This is a genomic window from Helicobacter japonicus, from assembly GCF_000762845.2.
Classification (GTDB): Bacteria; Campylobacterota; Campylobacteria; order Campylobacterales; family Helicobacteraceae; genus Helicobacter_C; species Helicobacter_C japonicus.
Genome location: NZ_JRMQ02000002.1, coordinates 12,815 through 35,849 on the forward strand (window position 1 = coordinate 12,815; position 23,035 = coordinate 35,849).

19 protein-coding genes are annotated in these 23,035 nt (G+C 35.4%); 11 read left to right on the top strand and 8 right to left on the bottom strand.

The genetic code is table 11. From position 1 onward, the window contains the following. Window positions 1-2: 2 nt before the first annotated feature. Both LS65_RS01700 and LS65_RS01705 read right to left on the bottom strand, forming a co-directional pair. Window positions 3-725: a 16S rRNA (uracil(1498)-N(3))-methyltransferase gene (locus LS65_RS01700; protein WP_034361416.1), complete on the bottom strand. Its 723-nt coding sequence runs from the start codon at window positions 723-725 to the stop codon at window positions 3-5. Then, the gene (locus tag LS65_RS01705; RefSeq protein ID WP_034361418.1) at window positions 726-1,154 is read right to left on the bottom strand and encodes a hypothetical protein; all 429 of its coding nucleotides are present in this window, start codon (window positions 1,152-1,154) and stop codon (window positions 726-728) included. A 16-nt stretch (window positions 1,155-1,170) separates the two neighbouring features. On the opposite strand from LS65_RS01705, the gene hemH reads away from it, so the two are divergent. From hemH to LS65_RS01745, 8 genes are all read left to right on the top strand, one after another. Then, window positions 1,171-2,193: a ferrochelatase gene (gene hemH, locus LS65_RS01710; protein ID WP_084707893.1), complete on the top strand. Its 1,023-nt coding sequence runs from the start codon at window positions 1,171-1,173 to the stop codon at window positions 2,191-2,193. Window positions 2,194-2,205: 12 nt separating this feature from the next. Beyond that, window positions 2,206-2,841 carry a SoxW family protein gene (locus tag LS65_RS01715; RefSeq protein ID WP_034361420.1) on the top strand — a complete coding sequence of 212 codons (636 nt, stop codon included), beginning with the start codon at window positions 2,206-2,208 and terminating at the stop codon, window positions 2,839-2,841. Window positions 2,842-2,847: 6 nt separating this feature from the next. Then, window positions 2,848-5,661, top strand: coding sequence for a cytochrome c biogenesis protein CcsA (ccsA, locus tag LS65_RS01720; RefSeq protein ID WP_034362042.1), 2,814 nt, complete (start codon window positions 2,848-2,850; stop codon window positions 5,659-5,661). Window positions 5,662-5,687: 26 nt separating this feature from the next. Next, the gene (locus LS65_RS01725; protein ID WP_034361422.1) at window positions 5,688-7,733 is read left to right on the top strand and encodes a hypothetical protein; all 2,046 of its coding nucleotides are present in this window, start codon (window positions 5,688-5,690) and stop codon (window positions 7,731-7,733) included. Between the two features lie 65 nt (window positions 7,734-7,798). Further along, the gene (locus tag LS65_RS01730) at window positions 7,799-8,629 is read left to right on the top strand and encodes a flagellar hook-basal body protein (protein WP_034361423.1); all 831 of its coding nucleotides are present in this window, start codon (window positions 7,799-7,801) and stop codon (window positions 8,627-8,629) included. A gap of 27 nt (window positions 8,630-8,656) precedes the next feature. Further along, entirely contained in the window at window positions 8,657-10,348 is a 1,692-nt protein-coding gene (locus tag LS65_RS01735) for an N-6 DNA methylase (RefSeq protein WP_052061045.1), read from the top strand. Window position 10,349: 1 nt separating this feature from the next. Continuing rightward, on the top strand, window positions 10,350-10,826 hold the full coding sequence (locus LS65_RS01740) for an acyltransferase (protein WP_034361424.1): 477 nt from the start codon (window positions 10,350-10,352) through the stop codon (window positions 10,824-10,826). Further along, complete coding sequence (locus LS65_RS01745) at window positions 10,823-11,533, top strand: di-trans,poly-cis-decaprenylcistransferase (RefSeq protein ID WP_034361425.1); 711 nt, start codon at window positions 10,823-10,825, stop codon at window positions 11,531-11,533. Before LS65_RS01740 ends, LS65_RS01745 begins: the two co-directional genes overlap by 4 nt. A 27-nt stretch (window positions 11,534-11,560) precedes the next feature. Here LS65_RS01745 and LS65_RS01750 read toward each other — a convergent pair whose 3' ends face one another. Continuing rightward, window positions 11,561-12,283, bottom strand: coding sequence for a hypothetical protein (locus tag LS65_RS01750; RefSeq protein ID WP_034361427.1), 723 nt, complete (start codon window positions 12,281-12,283; stop codon window positions 11,561-11,563). A 104-nt stretch (window positions 12,284-12,387) separates the two neighbouring features. Here LS65_RS01750 and glyS point away from each other — a divergent pair, with 104 nt between their 5' ends. Continuing rightward, window positions 12,388-14,463 (top strand): glycine--tRNA ligase subunit beta, encoded by a 2,076-nt coding sequence (gene glyS, locus LS65_RS01755; protein WP_236096588.1) that lies wholly within the window; start codon window positions 12,388-12,390, stop codon window positions 14,461-14,463. Next, the gene (locus tag LS65_RS01760) at window positions 14,460-15,581 is read left to right on the top strand and encodes an ABC transporter permease (protein ID WP_034361428.1); all 1,122 of its coding nucleotides are present in this window, start codon (window positions 14,460-14,462) and stop codon (window positions 15,579-15,581) included. The genes glyS and LS65_RS01760 overlap by 4 nt, the downstream gene beginning before the upstream one ends. Before the next feature lie 10 nt (window positions 15,582-15,591). Here LS65_RS01760 and LS65_RS01765 read toward each other — a convergent pair whose 3' ends face one another. Genes LS65_RS01765 through LS65_RS01775 form a run of 3 tightly spaced genes read right to left on the bottom strand, consistent with a single transcriptional unit; the run spans window position 15,592 to window position 18,121 of the window. Beyond that, entirely contained in the window at window positions 15,592-16,314 is a 723-nt protein-coding gene (locus LS65_RS01765; RefSeq protein ID WP_034361429.1) for a methyltransferase domain-containing protein, read from the bottom strand. Next, a complete protein-coding gene (locus LS65_RS01770) occupies window positions 16,302-16,982 on the bottom strand; it encodes a pimeloyl-ACP methyl esterase BioG family protein (protein ID WP_034361430.1) in 681 nt (226 codons plus the stop codon). Before LS65_RS01770 ends, LS65_RS01765 begins: the two co-directional genes overlap by 13 nt. Then, a complete protein-coding gene (locus LS65_RS01775) occupies window positions 16,979-18,121 on the bottom strand; it encodes an aminotransferase class I/II-fold pyridoxal phosphate-dependent enzyme (RefSeq protein WP_034361432.1) in 1,143 nt (380 codons plus the stop codon). Before LS65_RS01775 ends, LS65_RS01770 begins: the two co-directional genes overlap by 4 nt. A gap of 81 nt (window positions 18,122-18,202) precedes the next feature. Here LS65_RS01775 and LS65_RS01780 point away from each other — a divergent pair, with 81 nt between their 5' ends. Beyond that, window positions 18,203-19,519: an adenosylmethionine--8-amino-7-oxononanoate transaminase gene (locus tag LS65_RS01780; RefSeq protein WP_034361434.1), complete on the top strand. Its 1,317-nt coding sequence runs from the start codon at window positions 18,203-18,205 to the stop codon at window positions 19,517-19,519. Window positions 19,520-19,605: 86 nt separating this feature from the next. Here the strand turns inward: LS65_RS01780 and LS65_RS01785 are convergent, their stop codons facing one another. Both LS65_RS01785 and bioD read right to left on the bottom strand, forming a co-directional pair. Continuing rightward, window positions 19,606-22,182, bottom strand: coding sequence for an ATP-dependent Clp protease ATP-binding subunit (locus tag LS65_RS01785; protein ID WP_034361436.1), 2,577 nt, complete (start codon window positions 22,180-22,182; stop codon window positions 19,606-19,608). Between the two features lie 231 nt (window positions 22,183-22,413). Then, on the bottom strand, window positions 22,414-23,025 hold the full coding sequence (gene bioD, locus LS65_RS01790; protein WP_034361438.1) for an ATP-dependent dethiobiotin synthetase BioD: 612 nt from the start codon (window positions 23,023-23,025) through the stop codon (window positions 22,414-22,416). Window positions 23,026-23,035 lie beyond the last annotated feature (10 nt).

Here is a 23,035-nt window from a genome sequence, read left to right on the forward strand (position 1 = left end):
TTTTAACTTTCTTTACTCTGCCATAGCCTTGTCGCACTTGCAAGGAAAACACACGCACTCTCACTACGCAAAATCGTCCCATTGTTTAAGGTAAGGATTCCACCAAATTGTTCCCTCTCTTGTGAGCTAAAACCACCCTCTGGTCCTACTATTATTCGTATGCTCTGCTCTGTGCTTTGAGTATCTTTATGCTGAAAGCAACTTATATCCTCCCCACCAAAATCAAAGGCATAAAAAGGCGCATATAGTTTGCATATATCATCAAAACTTCTATGCACTTCAAGATTCATAAGAGTATCACGTCCGCATTGCTGACAAGATTGGATAAGAATCTTGTGCATTCTTTCAAGAGAAGGTTTAAATTGTGCTTGAGAAAATTGTGCATAAAAAAAGCTAATACGTGCCACATTAAGCTCATTGAGCATAGGGAGTGTTTTTTCAATAATTTTTGGTTCAATTATTGCCCACAATAAATGCAAGGATAATGCTGCTTTTTGCGACAAGTTTGATGTGCTGATACTTTGCTCATTTTGATACAAGGACAAAATAGCGTGTTTTTTTTGCACTTCCTCTACGACATAAGTATAAAGGAACGAATCGCGCAAATTGCGTATTTTTATAGTATCGCCAAGTGCAAGTCTCCGCACCCTAAAAAGATAATTGAAATCTTCTTCCTTAATGGTGAGTAAAGATTCTCCGCCATCTTGATGATACAAAAACTGCATTTACATAAACCATAAAATTGCGGCAAAAAATACCAAATCAAGTATGTAAAGGATTTTGCAGAATCTTATGTAGCTTTGCATTGCGGCTAGGTTTGTGCGTCTTGCAACTTTTAGAATCTTTATACGAAATATCTCTCCCACAAACACAAAAATACAAAATGTAATCATTGCAATGAGCTTGAGATTTAGAGCAATATGCCCAAAAACCCATAGATTCACACCGCTTAATACTGCTACTGAAAGCAAAAAAAATGTAATAGGTGCGATAAACCATATTTTTTTATTCATCGCCACAAGATTATGTGAGCCAAAAAAGAGGACGATGAGATTCAAAACAAAAGGAAGCGCGAAAAAATAAGCAAAAATCTTATGATAAAGTAAAAGACTCATAAAAGTTTCTTGCAAGGTTAAAGAATCAAATTCCTGCATATTTTCTCCTTGATTAATGATTAACTTTAGTAGTTTATTATCACTTAAAATTTTTAACCTAAAGTTTAAACAAAAAGGATTCTCTATCAAATCACAGGCTGTTATCTTACTTAATATGGGCGCACCAAATAGTATTTTTGAAGTGGAAAGTTTTTTAAAAAATATGTTTAATGACCCCCTCATACTTGGTATAAAAAACAACTTCGTCCGCAAAATGTTGGCAAGCTTTATCACCCATAAGCGCGTGGAAGATACAAAAAAAAATTATGCCCTTATCGGTGGCAAATCACCCCTTATTGCTCATACTTTTAATCTTGTCAATAAACTTAATGAGATTGATTCTAAGCGACTTTATACTTATGCAATGCGCTATACGCCACCTTTTGCCTATGATGTGTTACAAGATTTACAAAGGCAAAATATAGAATCTATTATCCTCTTTAGCCTGTATCCGCAATTTTGCTTTTCTACCATTCATTCTTCTTTGCTTGATGCTAAAGCCGCACTCAATCAACTTGCCTTTAAGCCACATTTGCAAGAAATTTCTCATTATCACACACATACACATTATATTGATTGTATTGTAGAGCGCATTAAAGAATGTTTAGGTGAAGATAACCCAAGCGAATTTGTGCTTCTGCTCTCTGCCCATAGCTTGCCACAATCGCGTATAGATGAGGGAGACCCTTATGAAAAACAATGTAATGAAAATAAGGCTGCTTTAGAATCTGCTCTTATGCAAAAAGGCATTGTATTTAAAAAAATCGCTCTAAGCTATCAATCTAAAGTTGGCAAGATGAAATGGCTAGAGCCTAGCACGGAACAAAGCATTCATAAATACAAAAATCATAAACTTATTATCTATCCACTTTCTTTTACACTTGATAATTCCGAAACAGAATATGAGCTTAAGATTCTTTACGCAAACCTTGCAAAATCATTGGGAGTTCCAGATTATCGTGTGTGTAAATGTTTTAATGATGATGAAAAATTTGCAAAGAGCATTATTACAATACTTGAAGAAAATATTAAAAATTAAGGAGATAAATGAATGAAGATATTAAAAATATATACAATATGTGGAAGTATTTTGATAATGACTTTTTTCTCTGCTTGCAGTGAAGAAAGTGATGTAGGAATCTCACAAGGTAAAAAATTAACCTCTCAATACATACAAGAAGCAGAGGACATCGATAAAGAAAGTTATGCGGGCTTAGAAGATGTTTTTTTAGATACAAAAACTATTCAAGGGCAAGAGAGTAAAATCACTTTACTTATTTTTGGTAAAAATCGTTGCGGATATTGCGATAAAATTAAAGATGATATTAAAAATAGCAAATCTCTTCAAAATACTCTTAAGTCGCATTTTTTGCCTTATTATATAAATGTGAGTTACGCAAAAAATCACTTATTGCAATTTCAAAATACACCAGAATCTACACTCTCAACCTCTACACTTATGGAAACTTATGTCAAATCTCCTATGCGTCCTACTCCTACACTTATATTTCTTACTCCCACAGGAGAAGTTATTTATGAATTACCCGGTTATATTCCAAGCAATGAGATTCTTGCTCTTTTAGAATATATGCAAAGTCAAAAATGGAAAGGAAAAGACAAAGATACAATTTCGCTTGAAATTAATGAATCTCTTAGAAATGCTTTTATGGATTTTATGAAGGAGTGAAAAATGATGAATATAATTAAAACACTTTTTTGTTCAATGAAAATGGTTCTTTTGCTTATGGGTATATATGCCATAGCTTGTGCCATAGCAACATTTATTGAAAAATATGACGGCACACTTGCAGCTCGCTTATGGGTATATGACGCATTTTGGTTTGAGATATTACATTTATGGCTTGTAGCTTGTCTCATTGGCTGTTTTATTACTTCAAAAGCGTGGCAGAGAAAAAAATATGCTTCATTGCTCCTGCACGCTTCTTTTATCGTTATTATCATTGGTGCAGGTATTACTCGTTATTATGGATTTGAGGGCATAATGAATTTAAGAGAAGGTGAAAGCGCAAATACCATTAGCACCAATGAAAATTATATTTTTATTCAGGTTAAAAATCCTCAAGGTAATGTAGAATCTGTAAGAATTCCTACTTATATTGATGAAAAAGTCAATCGCAAAATTAATCAACATTTCAAATTCTTTGACAAACCTTTGACATTGCATACAGAAGAATTTGTAGCAAAAGTAGATATGTCTAATCGTGTTATGCTCTATGCGAGTATTGATTTTTTAGGAAAAAATGAGAAAACATTCATTATGCGTGATGGGAATAACGCACCTACAAGAGAAAATATTAGTATGGTTATAATTGAAGATTATACGATATTTCTTGCGTGGGGAGCAGATAGGATTGCTCTCCCCTTTAGCATAAAGCTTAATCATTTTGAGCTTGAGCGATACCCGGGTTCAAACTCTCCCGCCTCGTATGCTTCAGAAGTAGAAGTGCTTGATGGAGAAAACCCTCCCTTGCCTTTTAGAATCTTTATGAATAATGTGCTTGATTATGGTGGTTATCGCTTTTTTCAAAGCTCCTATCACCCTGATGAAAAAGGCTCAATTCTCTCTGTCAATAATGACCCAGGCAAAATACCAACATACATAGGCTATGCTATGCTTATACTTGGTGTAATTTGGCTACTTTTTGATAAAAATGGACGCTTTGCCACACTTGGTAGATTCTTAAAAACACAAAAATTTTTATCTTTTGTCCTTTGTGGTGCGCTCTTTACTTTGCTCTCTCCTCAAATGACTTACTCAGCTCAAGCACAAACAGATTTCTCACCCAAAGATGAAATGCCATTACAAGATATTCCTTCTATGATAAAATCATTAAAGAATACTACAAGTCTTGTTGATGAATTTGATAGAATCCTTGTTCAAGATTTTGGTGGGCGCACAAAACCTTTGCATACCCTTACTGATGAATATATCCATAAACTTACACAAAAAAGAACATTTCAAGGACTAAATCCTTCACAAGTTTTCTTAGGTATGCTTTTTTATCCACAAGAATGGCAAAGTATCCAAATGATAGCTACTAAAAGCCCGAAACTAAGACAGATTCTAGGATTAGATGAGAATCAAAAATATCTTGCCTATATTGATGTTTTTACACCACAAGGTCAATATATTCTCCAAAACTATGTAGAATCTGCGAATCTTAAAAACCCCGCTTCACGCAATACTTTTGAAAAAGATGTCATAAGCGTAGATGAACGTATTAATTACGCTTTTCTTATCTATACTGGGCAAGTGCTAAGAATATTTCCTGATAATAAATCTCCCAATAATCAATGGCTCACTCCAATTGATGCTATTAGTAGTGCCATAGCTCAAGGTGATATAAAAAAGACAAAAGAACTTATAGATATTTATAAAATACTTACACAAGGTATGCAACAAGGAATAGAGACAAATAATTGGCAAGAAGCAATAAATGCAGTGCAAAATATTCGCACGTTTCAACAAGACAATGGTGCTTCCTTACTTGTTTCACCTGCAAAGGTAGATTCTGAAATTTGGCTCAATGTTTATAATCCATTTTATCAGCTTATTTTTCCCTATATTCTTATAAGTATTGTGCTTTTTATTATTGTGCTTGTAGGGATTCTTAAAAATACACCTACTCGTCCTCTTATTCATAAAACATTCTATGTCCTTTTGCTTGGACTTTTTATTTTACATACTTTCGCTCTAGGATTGCGGTGGTATGTGAGCGAACACGCTCCGTGGAGCAATGCGTATGAATCTATGCTTTATATTGCGTGGGCAGCAATTTTCTCTGGAGTAGTATTTTTTAGACGCTCAAACCTAGCATTATGCGCTTCAAGCTTATTGGCAGGTATCACACTCTTTGTAGCACATCTTGGTGATATGGACCCACAAATTGGTAATCTTGTCCCTGTGCTTAAATCCTATTGGCTTAATATTCACGTCTCTGTTATCACTGCAAGTTATGGATTCTTGGGATTATGCTTTATGCTCGGACTTATCACACTTATTATGTTTATTTTAAGAAGCCCAAAGATTCCATTAAAAGCTGCATCAAAAGATAATATTACAAATTCTATTCTCTCACTTGTCGCACTGAATGAAATGTCAATGATACTTGGGTTATTTTTACTTCTTGTAGGTAATTTCTTAGGCGGCATTTGGGCTAATGAATCTTGGGGAAGATATTGGGGTTGGGATTCTAAAGAGACTTGGTCGCTTATTAGCATTGGTGTATATGCTATTATTCTCCATTTACGCTTTGTATGCGCGCGCAATATGCCATTTGTATTGACAACCGCCTCTGTGATAGGCTTTTTCTCTGTGTTGATGACATATTTTGGTGTTAATTTATATCTTACAGGTATGCATAGCTATGCTGCAGGAGAAGCTGTGCCTATGCCATTATGGTTTATCCTTATGATTCTTGGCATTTTTGTGCTTATTATTCTGGCAAGTAGAAATAGACAGCTTGATATGCCGCGTATTTCGTAACTTATTTCAAAAAAAGGAGTGGTTTAATGAAAAAGTTTTTGTTATGGTTTCTTGGGATTATTTGTGTCGTGTTGTTACTTGTTATAGGAGTGCTTTTCACTCCTCCGGGAAATGCTTTAGTGAAAAAGATTGCACAATCTCAAGTAGATCAATACGCCCCGATTAAGCTTGATATACAAACTTTTAAGCTGGGATTTTCAAGTATAGATGTGCTTATCACGCATAGCGATAAGATTCTTATTACGCTTAATGGCGACTTCTCGCTTTTCTCACAAACACTTGATTTGATATTTAAAGTTGATGCAAAAGATATATCTGTTTTAGGAGAACTTGTAGATACACCTTTGCAAGGAGGATTTATCATAAATACTACTGCAAAAGGTGCGCTTAATCATCTTGAAATCAATACAACAAGTGATATTGCAAAATCCTTTACTGATATTGCTGTGCTTTTACAAGATTATACACCTACTTCAATCATTGCTCATATCAAAGATTTACAAATAAAAGAAATTCTTGCTATGGCAGGTATGAAGCCCTATGCAAATGGTGCGCTTAATCTTGAAGCCGATATTAAAGGTGATGCAGATATGAATTTTAATGGAAATGCACTTTTAAATATCACTCAAGGCTTAGTAGATAGTGTGCTTATAAAAAAAGATTTTGAAGTAGATGTGCCAAAGACAACTTTTGTCATTACACTTAATGCTCTTTTTGATATGAACAAACTTAACCACGATTTTAATTTTAATTCTAATATCGGCAATATTCACTCACAAGGGGAAACACTCATTAATACTCTCGCAACACAAACTACCTATGCAATAAATCTTAATGACCTCTCTGCCTTCACACCATTAGCAGGTATGCCTATACGCGGTAGTTTCAATACAAAAGGTAAAGTAACTGGAGATATGAAACTCCTTAATGTTGATGGCAGCTCGGATATTGCAAGTTCGGATACTCTTTATAAGGCTACGCTTAAAGATTTATCACCAGAATCTGCACAAGCCCATATTAAAAATCTTCGCCTTGACACACTTTTATGGATGATTTATATGCCTCGCTATGCCAATATGAATCTTAATCTTGATTCTGTCGTAAATGATTTAGATAAGGGCATTTCTACCCAAACAACACTCACACTCTCTGGCATAACAAACAATGCTGTAATAAAGCAAGAAATGGATATGGATATGCCTAATACAAACTTCACACTTAAATCTGCAATAGATATTGATAAGGGTATAGGCGAAGCTAACTCAACCTTAGATTCTGATATTGCCAAACTTAATCTCCAAAAAACTACAATTAATCTTAATGAATTTGCTTTTCAAGTGCCTTATGTTGCCACAATTCCTAATCTCAAAAAACTCAAATTTCTTACAGGGATAGAGCTTGCAGGAGATTTCAAAGCCACAGGCGTAGCCAAACTTACAGATTCTCTGTATGCAGATTTTCACACACAATCTATTGGAGGCAATATAGATGCGGTGCTTGATAATAACGACCTTGCCGCTTCACTCAAAGATGTGAATACATTAAAACTCTTTAAAATGGCGCAACTCCCTGAAGTTTTTAGTTCAGATATGAATGGAAACTTACACTACAATACTTTGAGTGAAAAAGGCACACTTAAAGCTGTCATCAGCAATGGTAAGCTTATGCCTAATCAAATAACAGAACTTGTGCAAAAATATCTCAATACAGACATCACAAAAGAGACTTATGAAAATGCAGGAATTAATGCAGAGATTAACAAGAATCTTATCACAGCAGATATTGGGCTAAAAAGTGCCAATACAATCATTGCTGCACAAGGGGCAAATATCGATATGGATAAAGGCACAATCAATACCGATATGAAGTTCCAAATCAAAGATAAATACATCTACCTCAAAGCTCGTAATCAACTTGCTTCACCCACAATTACAATTGATGCAAATGATTTGATTAAAGCCGAAGCAGGTAAGGCTATTACCAAAGGTGCGCAAAAGGCTATGGATAAATACATAAAAGATGACAAGGTTAAAGAGGGCGCACAAAAGCTCCTTAATAATATCTTTAAGTAGAGGCAAGACTTAGAGGAATATCTTTTGCTTTTATACTTTATATACTTGATATATAAAGGGATTTTATGCAAAGTGGATATTACAACACCACAGGCGGTATGGTAACGCAATTCAACCGCCTTGACCTCATCTCAAATAATTTGGCAAATCTCAATACTACAGGATTCAAACGCGATGATGTTGTTATTGGGGATTATTTGCGCCTTTATGAAACGCACAAAGAACAGCTTCCCATAGAAGACCATACACGCAAAGCCGCTAAATTTCTTAACCGCACAATGAATCGTGTGCCTATTATTAGTGAAGAATATACAGACAGAAGTGTAGGCAATCTCACTCAAACAGATAATCCACTTGATTTTGCCTTACAGAGAGAAAATGCGTTTTTTGTAATACAAACGCCAGATGGTATCCGTTATACGCGTGATGGCAACTTTAATCTTAATAGCGATGGTTATCTTGTTAATAAAGAAGGATATTTAGTGTTAAGCCGCGATGGCATAGATTCACAAGAGGGTATCCGCGTTTCTGCAGGGCTTCATATTGAATCTGACACATCAGGCAATCTCTATTTGCGTAATCTTAACAATGATGCTATTGGCGAACAAATTAATATTGGCGCACTTGCAATAGTAGGATTTGAGAATCCGCGTTATCTCAAAAAAGTAGGAAAAAATCTCTATGAATACCCAAAAGAAAGAAAAGATGAACGAGAAATCGTGCAAAATAGCATTGTTGCACAAGGCTTTGTTGAAAAAAGTAATGTCAATGCTGTGCGCGAAATGACTTCACTCATTGAAACAAATCGCCTTGTAGATATGTATTCTAAAGTGATGAAAAGCCATATGGACGATCTTAACACAGAAGCCATTACTAAACTTGCTGTGCGTGCTTAAAATACTATTTTAAACAAGGATAACAGAATGCAAGGACATACTCAAGGTATGAAAGAGTTACTTAATTGCTTTGAATATATAAAATGCTATCACGCGGATATGCTTGATTCCATAGCAATTATGCTTGAAATGTTTTGGCTTAAACGACATTCCCCTGCATTTATAGAATCCCTTATTACTCTTGCCACAAAACGCAAGCCTATTTATGATGAATGCGCCGATACTCTTAAAAATGGTTTAGGTGAAGATTTATATATTCCACCTAATCCTCACTCTAACCTCCTTAAGATTCTTAAAGTAATTTTTGCAAATGATGCCTCAAATCGCACAATTGAAGAATTTTTACATATCATTACACAAAAAAAGACTACGCACAAGCTATTCTCTTATTCTACACCACTTGAAGTGAATGAACTCCTTGTAGGATTACTTGATATTAAACAACACCAAAGCGTGTATAATCCCTGCTATGGTATGGGAAGCTTGTTCTTTGCCATCGCAAACACCACCCATCAATTTGAGCTTTATGGCGAAGAATTAGAATCCTCTCTAGCACGCATTGCAAAGATTATTTGTAAAATTATTGATTTAGATTCTAAGCATTTACTTTTGAATAATATCCTCACAAATGAGCAATTTAAAGACCAAAAATTTGATAAAATCATCTGTAATCCACCACTTGATAGCCATATAGGGACACAATTTTTAAAAGAAGATAAACGATTTGCAACCTATGAATCTTTAATAAAAACCTATCCTGAATTACTTTTTCTTATACATTCTCTTTTTTATCTTAAAGATAAAGGTGTATTTATCTTACGCACACAAACCTTGCTTAAATCTTCACTTGAAGGTAGATTGCGTGAGAGATTATGTGAAGAAAAGCTTATAGAAGCTATCATCGAGCTTCCAAAAAATATTTTTCCACACCAAACTTATGATTTTTCAATCATTGTGCTTTCGCAGCATAATCACGGCATTTTGCACATTAATGCCAACTCGCCACATTTCTATCAAAAAGATGGCAAATATAATCGTATTATTAATCTTGATGAGATTCTTGATATTTATCATCATAAACGCATAGGTGAGCATTCTGCTTTTACTCCGCTTCATCAAGTTAATCCTCACGATTTGAGCGTGGCAGCCTATGTCAAAAAACAAACTACTACGACACAAAACCATACGCCACTCTCTGCACTTGATGTAAATATTTTTCGAGGGCAGCGCGTATATGGTGGTAATAAAGATGAAAAAATTGCATATTTTGATTTGGGAATTGCTGATTTTACAGATTTTGGATTCTGTTATGAATTTTCCACACAACGTTTTAAGGGTGATATTCATAAGATTCATAAATATAGTCTAAAACCCTATGATATTGCTATTTCTATTCGAGGCACCACGCCTAAATTTACAATCCTAAGCCCAGCCATAGAACAATACAAAGTCGTAGCAAATGCAGGTATTATCATCGTGCGCGCACCAAATCCGCAAATAGCTATAGGAATTTACTGCTACCTTTTCTCCACACAAGGGCAAAATATGCTTGCAACACTCTATGAACGCGCTCTTGGGAATCTTAATATTCTTGATTTGGAGCAGCTCCCCATTCCTAATGATTTCACACTTCATTCACAAGAGACTTTTGACAAAATACAAAACTATGCTTTGGAGCTTAAATCTTTACAAGATAAACTACAAAAACTAAGAGGTTAAAATGAAAATTATAGAATCTCAAGTAGTCAATGTAAAGGCAGGAGCAAATGTAATGCTTATCCACCCGAGCAATCTTTATGGTTGCACCTTAAGTGATGATGTATTTGTAGGACCATTTTGCGAGATTCAATGTGATGTGATTATAGGCAAACGCACACGTGTTCAGTCTCATAGTTTTATCTGCTCTGCTGTGCATATCGGGGAAGACTGCTTTATTGGACATAGCGTAATGTTTGTAAATGATAGATTCACAAATGGCACACCCGCACCTTGTAAAAGTATGTGGGAATCCACACATATCGGAAATCGCGTGTGTATTGGTTCAAATGCAACAATTTTGCCTGTATCCATTTGCGATGATGTTGTTATTGGTGCTGGAGCAGTTGTTACAAAAGATATTACACAAAGTGGATTCTATGTTGGCAATCCGGCACGCTTTTTACGCCCTTTAGAATCTAGCACACAAGAAAAGCAATGAACAAAAATCCTCAACATATCGCTATTATAATGGACGGCAATGGTCGTTGGGCACAAAATCAAGGTAAAAAGCGCACACAAGGACACAAAGAAGGCGCAAAAATTGTGCGTGATGTAACACAATGGTGTGCTTCGCAACATATTCCTTTTCTTACACTCTATGCCTTTTCAACAGAGAATTGGAAACGTCCCAAAGTGGAGGTTGATTTTCTTATGCGCCTTTTGGAAAAATATTTACACGATGAAAAATCTGTATATATGAAAAATAGTATTAAGTTTCGTGCTATTGGCGATATAAGTGTTTTTAACAAATCTCTTCAGAATGCAATTTTTGAACTGGAGCATAGCACACAAAATCATACAAATCTCACGCAAATTCTAGCTCTCAATTATGGTTCGCACGATGAAATTGCACGCACTTTTATTAAAATTACCCACACATTAAACCAAGAAGATATTTTAACGCTCACTCCTCAAAAAATGATTGCACTCATTAATGCTAATCTTGATACCGCAACTTTACCTGAAGTTGATATGCTTATCCGCACAGGTGGGGAAAGCCGCATATCAAACTTTTTGCTTTGGCAATCAAGCTATGCTGAATTCTTTTTTACACCTACACTTTGGCCAGATTTTACAACAGATGAGCTTGATTGTATGCTCAAAGATTTTTTGCAACGTAAAAGACGATTTGGGGCTTTAAATTAGAATCTTGCCTTAGCAAGATTCATATTATTATTCTTCTAAGATGATGAATTTCTCTTGTGTTTGTGTGGTATTTTGCTTTTTATGCGTGTCTTTTTTGTGAATTATTGTATTTTTTATCTGCAAGTTTTGCGTTTGTAATTGTGTGTGTTTTACAAAATCAAGCGCATAGTCTTTTTTTGCAAGTTTCGCAGTGCCCGCACTTATTTTAGGAATGTAATCTTGCAAGACTTTCACGCGCGCAAAAACATCTTCAAAATACTCCTGTGCCATTTTATTGCGCTCCCTATCCTTTTCCCAGCTAAAGCCCTTATTATAAGATTTAATCACCTCATACCAATTCCCCTTACGCACTTTATGCCAATATTTTAACTCTTCAAGCGCACTTTGTGAGGCAAAATCATCATCACGCATAAGAAGCTCTCCCACCATATTGCGCATAAAGTTTGTATCTTTTTGTTTATGCTTTTTGATAATTCCCGGTATATGAGCGTGATAAATCCCAGCAGATGGGTCAGCAAAATTCACACGATATTCTCCAGCACAAGATTCTTTCCACGCAATAGCTGCCATCGTGTAACCAAAGCCACTTTTTGCACCATATTTAAAAGCTTTTAAAATCACTTGCTTTTGGTTTTTGTTAAAATCCTTAGGTTGCACACATTTACCCTCAATCTTATAAAGTGGCAAGGCAAATACAGGTAAAGCTATACAGCAAAACATCATAGCAATACAATAGATAAAGATTCTCACTCTCTGCTCCCTTATAAATCCTCAAATCTTGCATTATATAAATAACTTTTTAATAACTCTGCGTTACAATCACACAATCATATCTAAATTTTAAAGGAATATTCTTGAAAATACCATATTTACCTTTGCTTATTGAGATTCTCACTGAAGAGCTTCCTGCTATTCCCCTACTCAAAGAATTGCCACATATACAAGAAAAATGGCAAAAAAGTGCGCAGGATTTTGGCATTAGCTCCACACCCACATTTTACTATACTCCTCGCCGCCTCGTGCTTTATGAAGAAAATTTTCCTACAACCACGCAAGACACACTTATAGAATCTTATGGTCCTCCACTTAGCATTGCTTTTAATAATGGTGATAAAACACAAGGTTTAAGCAAAGCTGGTGAAAGCTTTTATAAGAAAAATGGTTTAAGCGTTGATACACCCTTGCAAACAAAGCACAAGGATAATAAAGAAGTTCTCTATTATGCCTACACGAAAAAAGGTGTGCCTACAAGCACCTTGCTTGGCGATATACTCACACAATGGTTACATTCATTGCATTTTGGAAAAAGTATGTTATGGGGTAACACAAAACAATCTTTTATCCGACCAGTGCGCAATATTTGCATACTTTTAGGAGAGCAAAGCGTCCAAATGAGTGCATTTGATATTCAAAGCAAAGCACAAACCTATATACACAGAGATGTGAGTTTTGCCCCTGTGTTGGTAAATTCTCCTCAAGCATATTTTGAAATTCTCAAAAATGGTAAAATCATTGTCAATCAAAATGAGCGCAAAGCAATGATTATAGAGCAAATCTCACATATAGAATCCACACATCATATCAAAGTAGAAATAGACGCTTCCTTGCTTGATGAGATTGTAGCGATTACAGAATACCCACACGCAGCTTTTGGGAGCTTTGAAAAAGACTTTTTACGTTTGCCTCCTGAAGTCATTATTACTTCAATGAAAGAAAACCAACGCTACTTTGCTACTTACGCAAACGATACCTTACATAATGGATTTGTGCTTGTAGCAAACAGCACTGCCCAAAATCTTACCCCTATCGTGCAAGGCAATCAAAAGGTGCTTAAAGCGCGATTGAGTGATGCGGTGTTTTTCTATGAAAATGATATAAAAAATGGTTTTGCTCCAGAGCAACTCTCACAAATTCTATTTGTGGAAGGACTAGGTTCTTTACTTGATAAATCTAAGCGAGAAAATATTATCGCACATATCCTTTTAGAATCTTTTGCAAATCAACTCACTTTGCCCTTAAGTGAAGCAAAAGAAATTTTAGATAATGCTATCACTTATGCAAAGGCGGATTTACTCACGCAAATGGTATATGAATTTACAGAATTGCAGGGCATTATGGGTTATTACTATGCACAAAAATTTGGTATGCACCCGCTTGTTGCCTTAAGTATTAAGGAGCAGTATCTCCCCACAGGTGAAGATTCTGCTTTGCCTAGCCATATTTTAAGTGCGATTGTTGCCCTAAGTGTAAAGCTTGATAATATTTTTGCCCTTTTCAGTATTCAGAAAATCCCCACTGGTTCAAAAGACCCATTTGCTCTAAGGCGCGCGGCAAATGGTGTGCTAAAAATTATCGCACAATATAATCTCGATTTTGATTTACGCATAGATATGCCTAGAATCTATCAAGCAGCAGGTTATAAGCCAAGCGATTTAAATCATATAGAATCTTTCTTTTTAGAGCGGCTTGAAGGATTCCTTAAAGTCAATCCTTCACTTGTGCGCTGTGTGCTTAATGCACGTGTAGATAATCATAAAATGCGTAATCTCAACACTATCATTTCCAATACACAAAGTTTAAGTTCATTTTTTGAAAAAAGCGATAAGGAAGCCTTGGTGCGCCTTTTTAAAAGGGTAGCGAATATTTTAGATGAGAATATGCAATCTGCTCCTATTGATACAAGTCTCTTTGCTTTAGAGGAAGAAAAGTCTCTTTATAATGCGCTACAAACAATCAAAAATTCTACTTTTAATAACACACAAGAGCATATAGAGGCACTTTTTGCCCTTAAATCTCCGCTTGAATGCTTTTTTGAATCTGTGCTTGTTAATGATTCAAATATCACGCTTCAAACAAATCGTAAAATGCTTATTTTAGAAGTGTATAATGAATTTTTACGCATTGGCGACATTAAGGATATCACATTGTGAAAACATTTTTTTCTACCTTTATCTTAGAAGCAAAAAATATTTTTACTTCCGTATCTGCGATGATTATTATCTTTGGTGGTTCACTTTTTTATCTCTTTTTGTATCCTACGCCTTATTATGAGGACATCGTAAATGCACAAAAAATTGCTATTGTTGATTATGATAAAACCAACTCATCTCGGGAATTTATCTCCTTTATAAGAGCTTCTCCACATTTAGAAATTGTAGAAGTTTTAAGCAGTATAGAAAGAGTGCAGGACCTTATAGAATCTCATCGCATTTACGGGCTTATCACTATTCCTCACGATTTTGAAAAACATCTCTATCAGCATATTCCACCAGTTGTGGCAATTATGGCAAATGCCTCATATTTACTTATCTATGGAGCAATCGCTAATGCCAGCACAGAATGTATTGAAGCCTTTAACACTCACCTCAAAACCAAATTTCAAACTCACGAACACGAGATTCTAGAACCTAAGCTCATACCGCTTTTTAATCCTTCAATGGGTTATATTAATTACACTCTTGCCCCTATACTTATTTTTATCCTTCATCAAACACTCATCGCAGGAGCAGGTATCATAGGTGGCACACAGAATCAACAATTCTCACAAGGTGTAAGAAATTATTACTCAAGGGCAAATCCGCTACTTTTAGTTCTTTCTAAAATAATGGTCTTTTTTTGCATTTATGTGGTGCTTTTTGCCTTTTATTTTGGCTTTGCCTATGAATTTTATGGGGTAAATATAGGAGCGCATATCCTCGATTTTTGGCTTTTTAGTATTGCTTTCATTCTATCAACTGCTGCATTTGGCGTATTTTTTGGTAGTATTTTACCCAAACGTGCCCTTTCAACACAAATCATTATGCTTGCCTCTATGCCGATTGTTTTTTTGCTTGGTTTTATGTGGCCAGAGGCTCAAATTGCACCTTGGGCACATTATTTTGTAAGCTTTTTACCCGCATACCACGGCATTAATGGGCTTTTGCAACTCAACCAAATGGGAGCAAGTTTTGGCAGTGTGTGGGAATATTTTATAAATTTATGTTTTTTAGGCATTCTGTATATTATTGCAAGTGTGCTGATGATTTATAAAAAAACATTGCGGTGGTAAGGGCTTAAATTTAAAGATTCTCTTTATGGCGTAAAAGCATATAAATTGGGTGATAAGTAAGATGATTCTTGAATCTATCTTCATATTCACAAAGCATATTTTTGCCAATAAATCCATTTTGGCTTAAGGCATTTACTCCGCTTAAGCGCAAATGCCTAAACACATCAAGTGATGTAGGAAAACTTAGATTCATAATTTCTTCTTCGAGCAATAGAATCGTAAAATGCTTTGTGAGAATCTCTCGCATACACTCAAGGGAAAGATAGCTCAAACCATAATGCGTAATAGCTTTTATCTCATAGCAGTTTTGCTCTCCAAATGTGCTTAGAAGACAATAGCCATTAGGAGAGAGAATTTTGCTTATATCACAAAGCGTTTGCTCAAAATCAAGCCATTGCAAAGTGGCGTTTGATACGATAAGTTCAAATTGCATTTCACATATTTTTTGTTTTAAAAGTTCTTTCATATCAAAACATTCATAGCGCATTCGCGTATCATCAAAATGCACTTTATAGTCATTAATATCATTACATATATAGGATTCAAACTCTAATCTCTTGCGTAAAAGCGCGGTAAATTCGCCATTACCCGCTCCAAATTCAAAAATATATTTAAAATCCACTCTATGCTGTGCGTGCAATATCTCTAATAATTTATCACGCATATATTTTTGCACGATAGCATTTTGTGCATAGGTATCTTTTGCTTTAAGAAATCGCTTTAAATACGGCACAGCTCCTCCCACGAGTGAAAATCAAAAAATACAAAATGTGGGCTATGCGTTATCGTGATATGTGTTAAAGGACAAAAAGAGATAAAAAAGTTTTTAGCGGCACTATAAGGAAAAATCGCATCAGATTCTGATAAAAGCGCACTATCATATAGAAAATCCACATTCTTTTTAGATGATATATTTTTTTGCAAAAGAAAATCAAAAATACTTTGCAGCTCCTCTTTTAGCTCATCATTTTTTGGTATAGATTCTATCTGCACTTGTGTGGGGCAAATACTTTCATATAATTCACCAAAAAGTGCTTTTTGGAAGTTGTTTATATCAAAATGTGCTATGGTTTTTTTAAAAATAGCAGGGTGTATGCCAAACACCCTATCAATACCAATATTTGTGCCATTAATGGCTATTTTTTTTACAAATGGCAAATGAGATACAAATAATGGCGCGATACTTACGCCCATTGAAAAGGCGATAAGAACAACTTCACTAAACTGCTCCATATCCCGTAAAAAAGTGTGAGGGAGTGCAAAATCCCTATAATCATAGAGCATAATCACATTGCATTCTGCACTTAAATGCCTAAAATGCTCTGCCCTGCTCCCAAATCCACCAAAAAATAGAATACACTTTTTACTCTGTGCCTTTGTGTGTAAAAACACATATTTCATACAAATGCCTTTAAAATAGATTCTATATGTTCTTCGCTCAAGGCACTATGAAGTGAGAATCTCACTCTTGCTGTGCGCTTTGGCACACTCGGCTCTTTAATGGCTGGAGCAAAAATACCACGCTCTTTTAATTGAGAAGCTAATGCCAATGCCTGTGCATTTTCCCCACAAAGAATAGATAAAATGTGATTTTCTCCTAGCACTTCGTAACCTTTTTTTTGCAAACTTTGCTTGATATATGCAGATAATCTTGACACATATTCGCGCTCTTTATCAAAAGAATCAAGTTTTGTGAAAACAAAATGACTAAAAGCAATATTAATGGGAGGCAGGGCTGTGGAAAATATCAATGAACGCGCACAATTAATAAAAAAATCTTTCATCTTTGTGGAACAAAGCATACACGCGCCAACTGAAGCAATCGCCTTACCAAAAGTCAAAAGTAAAAAATCAACAGATTCTACAAACTGCAGATGTGCGGCTAAACCCAAACCACCTTTACCTACAATACCTACGCTGTGGGCTTCATCAAGGTAGATTCTCATATTTTTAAATTTCTTTTTTAACGCCACAATTTCTTGCAAAGGCGCAAAATCTCCCTCCATACTAAATACCCCTTCACTTACAACGATAATATTTTCGAACTTTTTAGTATTCTCATCAAGAATCTGCTCTAACTCCTGCATATTGTTATGAGTGAAACTTTTAAATCGTGCTTTACCCAAACGTAATCCATCAATCACACTTGCATGGACAAAACGATCAATAACAAAAAAAGTGCTTGGAATCTTACACAAAGCCTGAATACACGCGATATTAGCGTGATAACCACTATTAAAAAGCAAGGCTTGTCGATTATACAGGCTACTCAACGTAGATTCACATATTTCATAAATATCAAAATTACCACTTAAAAGTCGGGAGGAACTACTTGAAAAAAGCATATCTTGAGAACGCACAGATGTTAAAAACTGCTCCTTAAAGGCACTATTAACATTTAAGCCTAAATAATCATTACTCGCAAGATTAAGGAGTTTGTGCTGATTTTCATATACAAATACACCGCTATGCTGAAGTGAGGGAAGTGAGCGGAAGTTATTTTGCTCTTGTAATGCAAAAAGTATAGAATCTGGATTCATTATTATCCTTAAATATTTTCGTATTATAATACCTTAGCACAACTGCATATAAACTTAGCACCCTTATATAAAGGAAAGTAAATGAATAATGCCTATTTTAAATCACTTGATTTAGCACATATTTGGCACCCCTGCACGCAAATGAAAGATCACGAAAATGTGCCATTAATCCCTATAAAAAAAGCAAATGGTATGTATCTTTATGATTTTGATGGTGCAAAATATATGGATTGTGTCAGTTCTTGGTGGGTAAATCTTTTCGGGCATTGTAATGGGCATATTGCAAGTGCGATAAAATCACAAGTTGATGAATTAGCCCATATCATTTTAGCAGGTTTTTCACACGAGCAAATTATTACACTCTCGCAAAGACTTTGCGCTCTTTTGGGAGGAAGATTCAATAAATGCTTCTATGCGGATAATGGCTCAAGCGCAATTGAAGTAGCCCTAAAGATGAGTTTTCATTATCATCTTAATCTCGGACAAAAGCGCAACAAATTCTTATCTTTAAGCAATTCTTATCACGGCGAAACTCTTGGGGCTTTGAGTGTGGGTGATGTAGCACTCTATAAACGCACTTATGAGCCACTACTACTAGATTGTCTCATTACTCCTGTGCCAATAGCAAATACACAAGAGAGTGTGAGTGATTTTGAAAATGCTCATTTTCACAAAGAATTAGAATCTCTAGAGCAAATTCTTAACGCGCAAGGGGAGCATATTTGCGCCTTTATCCTTGAGCCACTTATTCAATGTGCGGGAAATATGAATATGTATAGCACACAATTTATCGATGAAGCCATAAAACTTTGTCGTGCATTTGGCGTGCAAATAATTTTTGATGAAATTGCTGTGGGTTTTGGGCGTAGTGGCACACTCTTTGCAATGGAGCAATGCGAAGAAAAACCTGACTTTATCTGTCTCTCAAAAGGCATTACTGGCGGATTCTTGCCCTTATCTGTGGTAGTAACAAATGATGAAATTTATAATGCTTTTTATGCAGAATATGAAACTCAAAGGGCATTTTTACATTCTCATTCATATACAGGCAATGCTTTAGCCTGTGCAGCAGCAAATGCAGTGCTTGATATTTTTGAAAAAGATAATATTATAGAAAAAAATCGCACCCTAAGTGCGTATATTGCTAAAGAGTTTGAATCTTTAAAGCAATTTGCATTTTTAGGCAATTTTAGGCAAAAGGGTATGGTTTATGCCTTTGATATTCTAAGCCAAAAACGAGAGCGCGCTGGGCTTTGGGTATTTCAAAAGGCTTTGCAAAAAAGCTTACTTTTAAGACCTCTTGGCAATACAATCTACTTTATGCCCCCTTATATTATTACGCAGCAGCAAATACGCTATGTGCGTGAAAGTTTAGAGGAGATTTTTAGGGAATTTTAGCACTTTAGGTTAGATTCTCAATTTACACTTTTAACATTGAAACTTAAAAATTATAGAATCTAATACATTAGATTCTATAAAATATATCATTTTTCTATCTCTGTGCTAATGCTATCATTTTTAAATACAAAATGCACTTTATTTCCCTCTCTTACTTCATCGCGTAAAATTAAATCTGCTAATCTATCCTCAATCTCCTCATATAATGCCCTTTTCAGCGGACGCGCACCATAGATACTATCAAAACCAACTGCTGCTATATGCTCTTTTGCTTCTTTGCTTAAAGAAATGCTTATGCCTCTCTCCTGTGCCCTTTTTGCTAAAGATTCAAACATAATATCTACAATTTTTGTAATATCCTCTAACCCTAATGGATTAAATACCACCACATCATCAAGGCGATTTAAAAATTCTGGTTTAAAATACATTTTTAACGCCTCTTTAACAGCTTTTTGTCTCTCTTGCTTATCCTCAATCTCTATAATCTTATCGCTTGCAATATTGCTTGTTAAAATGATAATCGTATTACTAAAATCTACAACAACACCTTTGCTATCAGTCAGTCGCCCATCATCAAGCACTTGCAAGAGGATATTAAACACATCAGGATGCGCCTTTTCAACTTCATCAAAAAGCACAATACTATAAGGCTTTCTCCTTATAGCTTCGGTCAGCACTCCACCTTCTTCATAGCCTACATAGCCCGGAGGCGCACCCACGAGCCTACTTACTGCGTGTTTTTCCATATATTCGCTCATATCAATGCGCACGAGACTTTTGGCACTATCAAATAAAAATTCTGCCAAAGTTTTTGCACATTGTGTTTTACCAACGCCTGTTGGTCCTAAAAATAAAAAGCTCCCGATAGGCTTATTCGCATCACTTAATCCTGCCTTGTTGCGTTTAATCGCCCGAGCAATCGCTTTAATCGCATCATCTTGTCCTACTACACTTTTTTCTAGCTCAGATTCTATACCTAAAATGCGCTCCTTTTGACTTTGGAGCATTTTTTTAATCGGAATCCCACTCCAGCGACTAACTACTCCGGCAATACTCTCTTGTGTAACAGCATTTTTTAATAAAGTGCCATTTTTTTGCATATCCTCCCATTGCTCTTGCAACGCTTTCTCTTGTGCCTCAATCTGTGGAATCTTGCCATAGTCAATTTCTGCAGCCTTATTATAATCCCCGCTTCTTTTGGCAAGTTCAGATTCTCTTTTCAAACTATCTAGATTTGATTTAAGCGATGCTATGTTTGTAAAAACTTGTTTTTCTTGCTCAAATTTCCCCTCCAACGCCACTCTCTCTTCACGCAAATTCTCTAGCTCTTTATCAATCTCCCCTATACGCACATCATTGACATTGTTTTTTTCCATATTTAAAGCTTGTTTCTCTACTTGTAAATTCGCAATATGTTTTTTAATTTTACTAAGCTCCAAAGGTTCAGATTCTATTTGCATTTTTAATTCTGCTGCTGCCTCATCAATTAAATCAATTGCCTTATCGGGCAAGAATCTATCAGTAATATAACGACTTGAAAGCTTTGCTGCAGCTACAAGTGCGCTATCTGTAATGCTTACATTATGGTGAGCTTCTAAATTTGGTTTAATCCCACGCAAAATTTGCAATGCTTCATTAATGCTTGGCTCATTCACACTAATAGGTTGAAAACGTCTTGTAAGTGCGGCATCTTTTTCAAAATATTTGCGATATTCTTTTAATGTAGTTGCCCCAATAGTATGAATCTCACCTCGTGCAAGGGCAGGTTTAAGGATATTTGCCGCGTCCATACTACCCTCACTCGCTCCTGCACCCACAATAGTGTGAATCTCATCAATAAATAAAATCACATTTCCAGCTTTTTTTACTTCATCAACAACATTTTTTAGTCGCTCTTCAAATTCCCCACGATACTTTGCTCCGGCAATAAGTGCGCTCATATCAAGGGCAATTAATTTTTTATTTTGTAAGCTTATAGGGACAGATTTTGCCACAATTCTTTGGGCTAGTCCCTCCACGACAGCAGTTTTGCCCACACCTGGCTCACCAAGCAAAATAGGATTATTTTTGCTCTTGCGTATGAGAATCTGCATCATCGCATTTACTTCATCATCGCGTCCTATAACAGGGTCAAGGGTGTTTTCTAATGCTTTTTGTGTCAAATCAATACCAAATTTGCTTAAAGCTTCTAAATTATCATCACCACTTTGAGTTTCTATTTTAGATTCTCCCCTTAAACTAAGCAATGTCTTTTTTAACTCTGTAATATCCATAAAAGGCTTAAATATAGCTACAAAAGCATTCTCTTTAAGATTAGCAATCAAAAACATATCTACCGCAATAAAACTATCGCCATTTTTAGTTGCCTCACCTTGAGCAAAATTAAGAGCAGAGGTGAGTTCTTTGCTAAGACTTAGATTCTCTTTTGCAACATTTGAGCTTTTAGGAAGCTTATCAACCTCACTTCTTGCTTGAAGTTCGATGGCTTCTTTTTGGATATTCATTTTATTAAGAGCCTGATTCAGCACAGATTGATAATTACTCAAAAGTGCCCAATATATGTGTGCAGGGGTAATTTCTTGATTTTGAGAATGCAAGGCAAGTGAAGCTGCGCTATCAAGTGCTTCTTTCATTTGATTTGTTAATTTTTCAAATAAATTCATAATAAACTCCTTAAATTTTATAGGAATAGCATTATATAAGTTTAGTCATTTATTGTCAAGTTTATTTATAAAATAACTTATAAGTTTTATGATTTTAGCAATGTTAGCATACATTCATCGTGCAATACAGCATATTTGAATCTTAGCCATAATGCCTTATTAAGTTTTGCAATGTTTAAATAGATGATATTTGAGATTTGGCTTAGAATCTTTGCATAGTGCAAAACTTTATCAACAAGATGAGTTTTGCATAAATTCCTGCATTTGAGTTTTAAGGTGCTGACTTTTTGCCTCAAAGTCTTGAGGTGTAAAAAAAGGCAAATGGAAGATTCTCACTCCTGTGTATGAGGTGATAAACTCATCGATTAAAATATCTTCTTCACCCATTAAAAGCAAAGCAAGGATTGGAATCTGCCTTTGCTTTAAAGCTTCGAGTGAAAGTAAAATATGATTAATCACACCAAGATAATACTTTGCTACTAAGAAGCAAGGGCGTTTGAATCTTTGCACATAATCAATCATCGTATAAGTTTCATCAATAGGTGTAAAAAGCCCACCCGCAGTTTCTATAAGAAGGTTTTTGCTTTGGGGCAAAGTAATATCAAAAGCTTTATAATGTAAGTGTTCTAATTTTTTGGCAAGGTGAGGAGAGGCGGGAGTTTGTAAAAATATGCCAGATTCAAATATATGTGTTGTAGGGCTTAATGTCTTCACAAAATTACTATCAGTTGGCATTCCTGCCTGAATGAGTTTAAAATAATCATAAGAAAAAGCCTTACAAAATGCTGCGCTAAAATGCGTCTTACCTGTGTCTGTATGCACACCAAGCACATAAATTTGCATATATGTTCCT

Bases quoted from the DNA above. Each gene is read 5' to 3' on its own strand.
- LS65_RS01700 (WP_034361416.1), bottom strand. From the start codon at position 725: ATGCAGTTTTTGTATCATCAAGATGGCGGAGAATCTTTACTCACCATT.
- LS65_RS01705 (WP_034361418.1), bottom strand. From the start codon at position 1,154: ATGCAGGAATTTGATTCTTTAACCTTGCAAGAAACTTTTATGAGTCTT.
- hemH (WP_084707893.1), top strand. From the start codon at position 1,171: ATGATTAACTTTAGTAGTTTATTATCACTTAAAATTTTTAACCTAAAG.
- LS65_RS01715 (WP_034361420.1), top strand. From the start codon at position 2,206: ATGAAGATATTAAAAATATATACAATATGTGGAAGTATTTTGATAATG.
- ccsA (WP_034362042.1), top strand. From the start codon at position 2,848: ATGAATATAATTAAAACACTTTTTTGTTCAATGAAAATGGTTCTTTTG.
- LS65_RS01725 (WP_034361422.1), top strand. From the start codon at position 5,688: ATGAAAAAGTTTTTGTTATGGTTTCTTGGGATTATTTGTGTCGTGTTG.
- LS65_RS01730 (WP_034361423.1), top strand. From the start codon at position 7,799: ATGCAAAGTGGATATTACAACACCACAGGCGGTATGGTAACGCAATTC.
- LS65_RS01735 (WP_052061045.1), top strand. From the start codon at position 8,657: ATGCAAGGACATACTCAAGGTATGAAAGAGTTACTTAATTGCTTTGAA.
- LS65_RS01740 (WP_034361424.1), top strand. From the start codon at position 10,350: ATGAAAATTATAGAATCTCAAGTAGTCAATGTAAAGGCAGGAGCAAAT.
- LS65_RS01745 (WP_034361425.1), top strand. From the start codon at position 10,823: ATGAACAAAAATCCTCAACATATCGCTATTATAATGGACGGCAATGGT.
- LS65_RS01770 (WP_034361430.1), bottom strand. From the start codon at position 16,982: ATGAAATATGTGTTTTTACACACAAAGGCACAGAGTAAAAAGTGTATT.
- LS65_RS01775 (WP_034361432.1), bottom strand. From the start codon at position 18,121: ATGAATCCAGATTCTATACTTTTTGCATTACAAGAGCAAAATAACTTC.
- LS65_RS01780 (WP_034361434.1), top strand. From the start codon at position 18,203: ATGAATAATGCCTATTTTAAATCACTTGATTTAGCACATATTTGGCAC.
- LS65_RS01785 (WP_034361436.1), bottom strand. From the start codon at position 22,182: ATGAATTTATTTGAAAAATTAACAAATCAAATGAAAGAAGCACTTGAT.
- bioD (WP_034361438.1), bottom strand. From the start codon at position 23,025: ATGCAAATTTATGTGCTTGGTGTGCATACAGACACAGGTAAGACGCAT.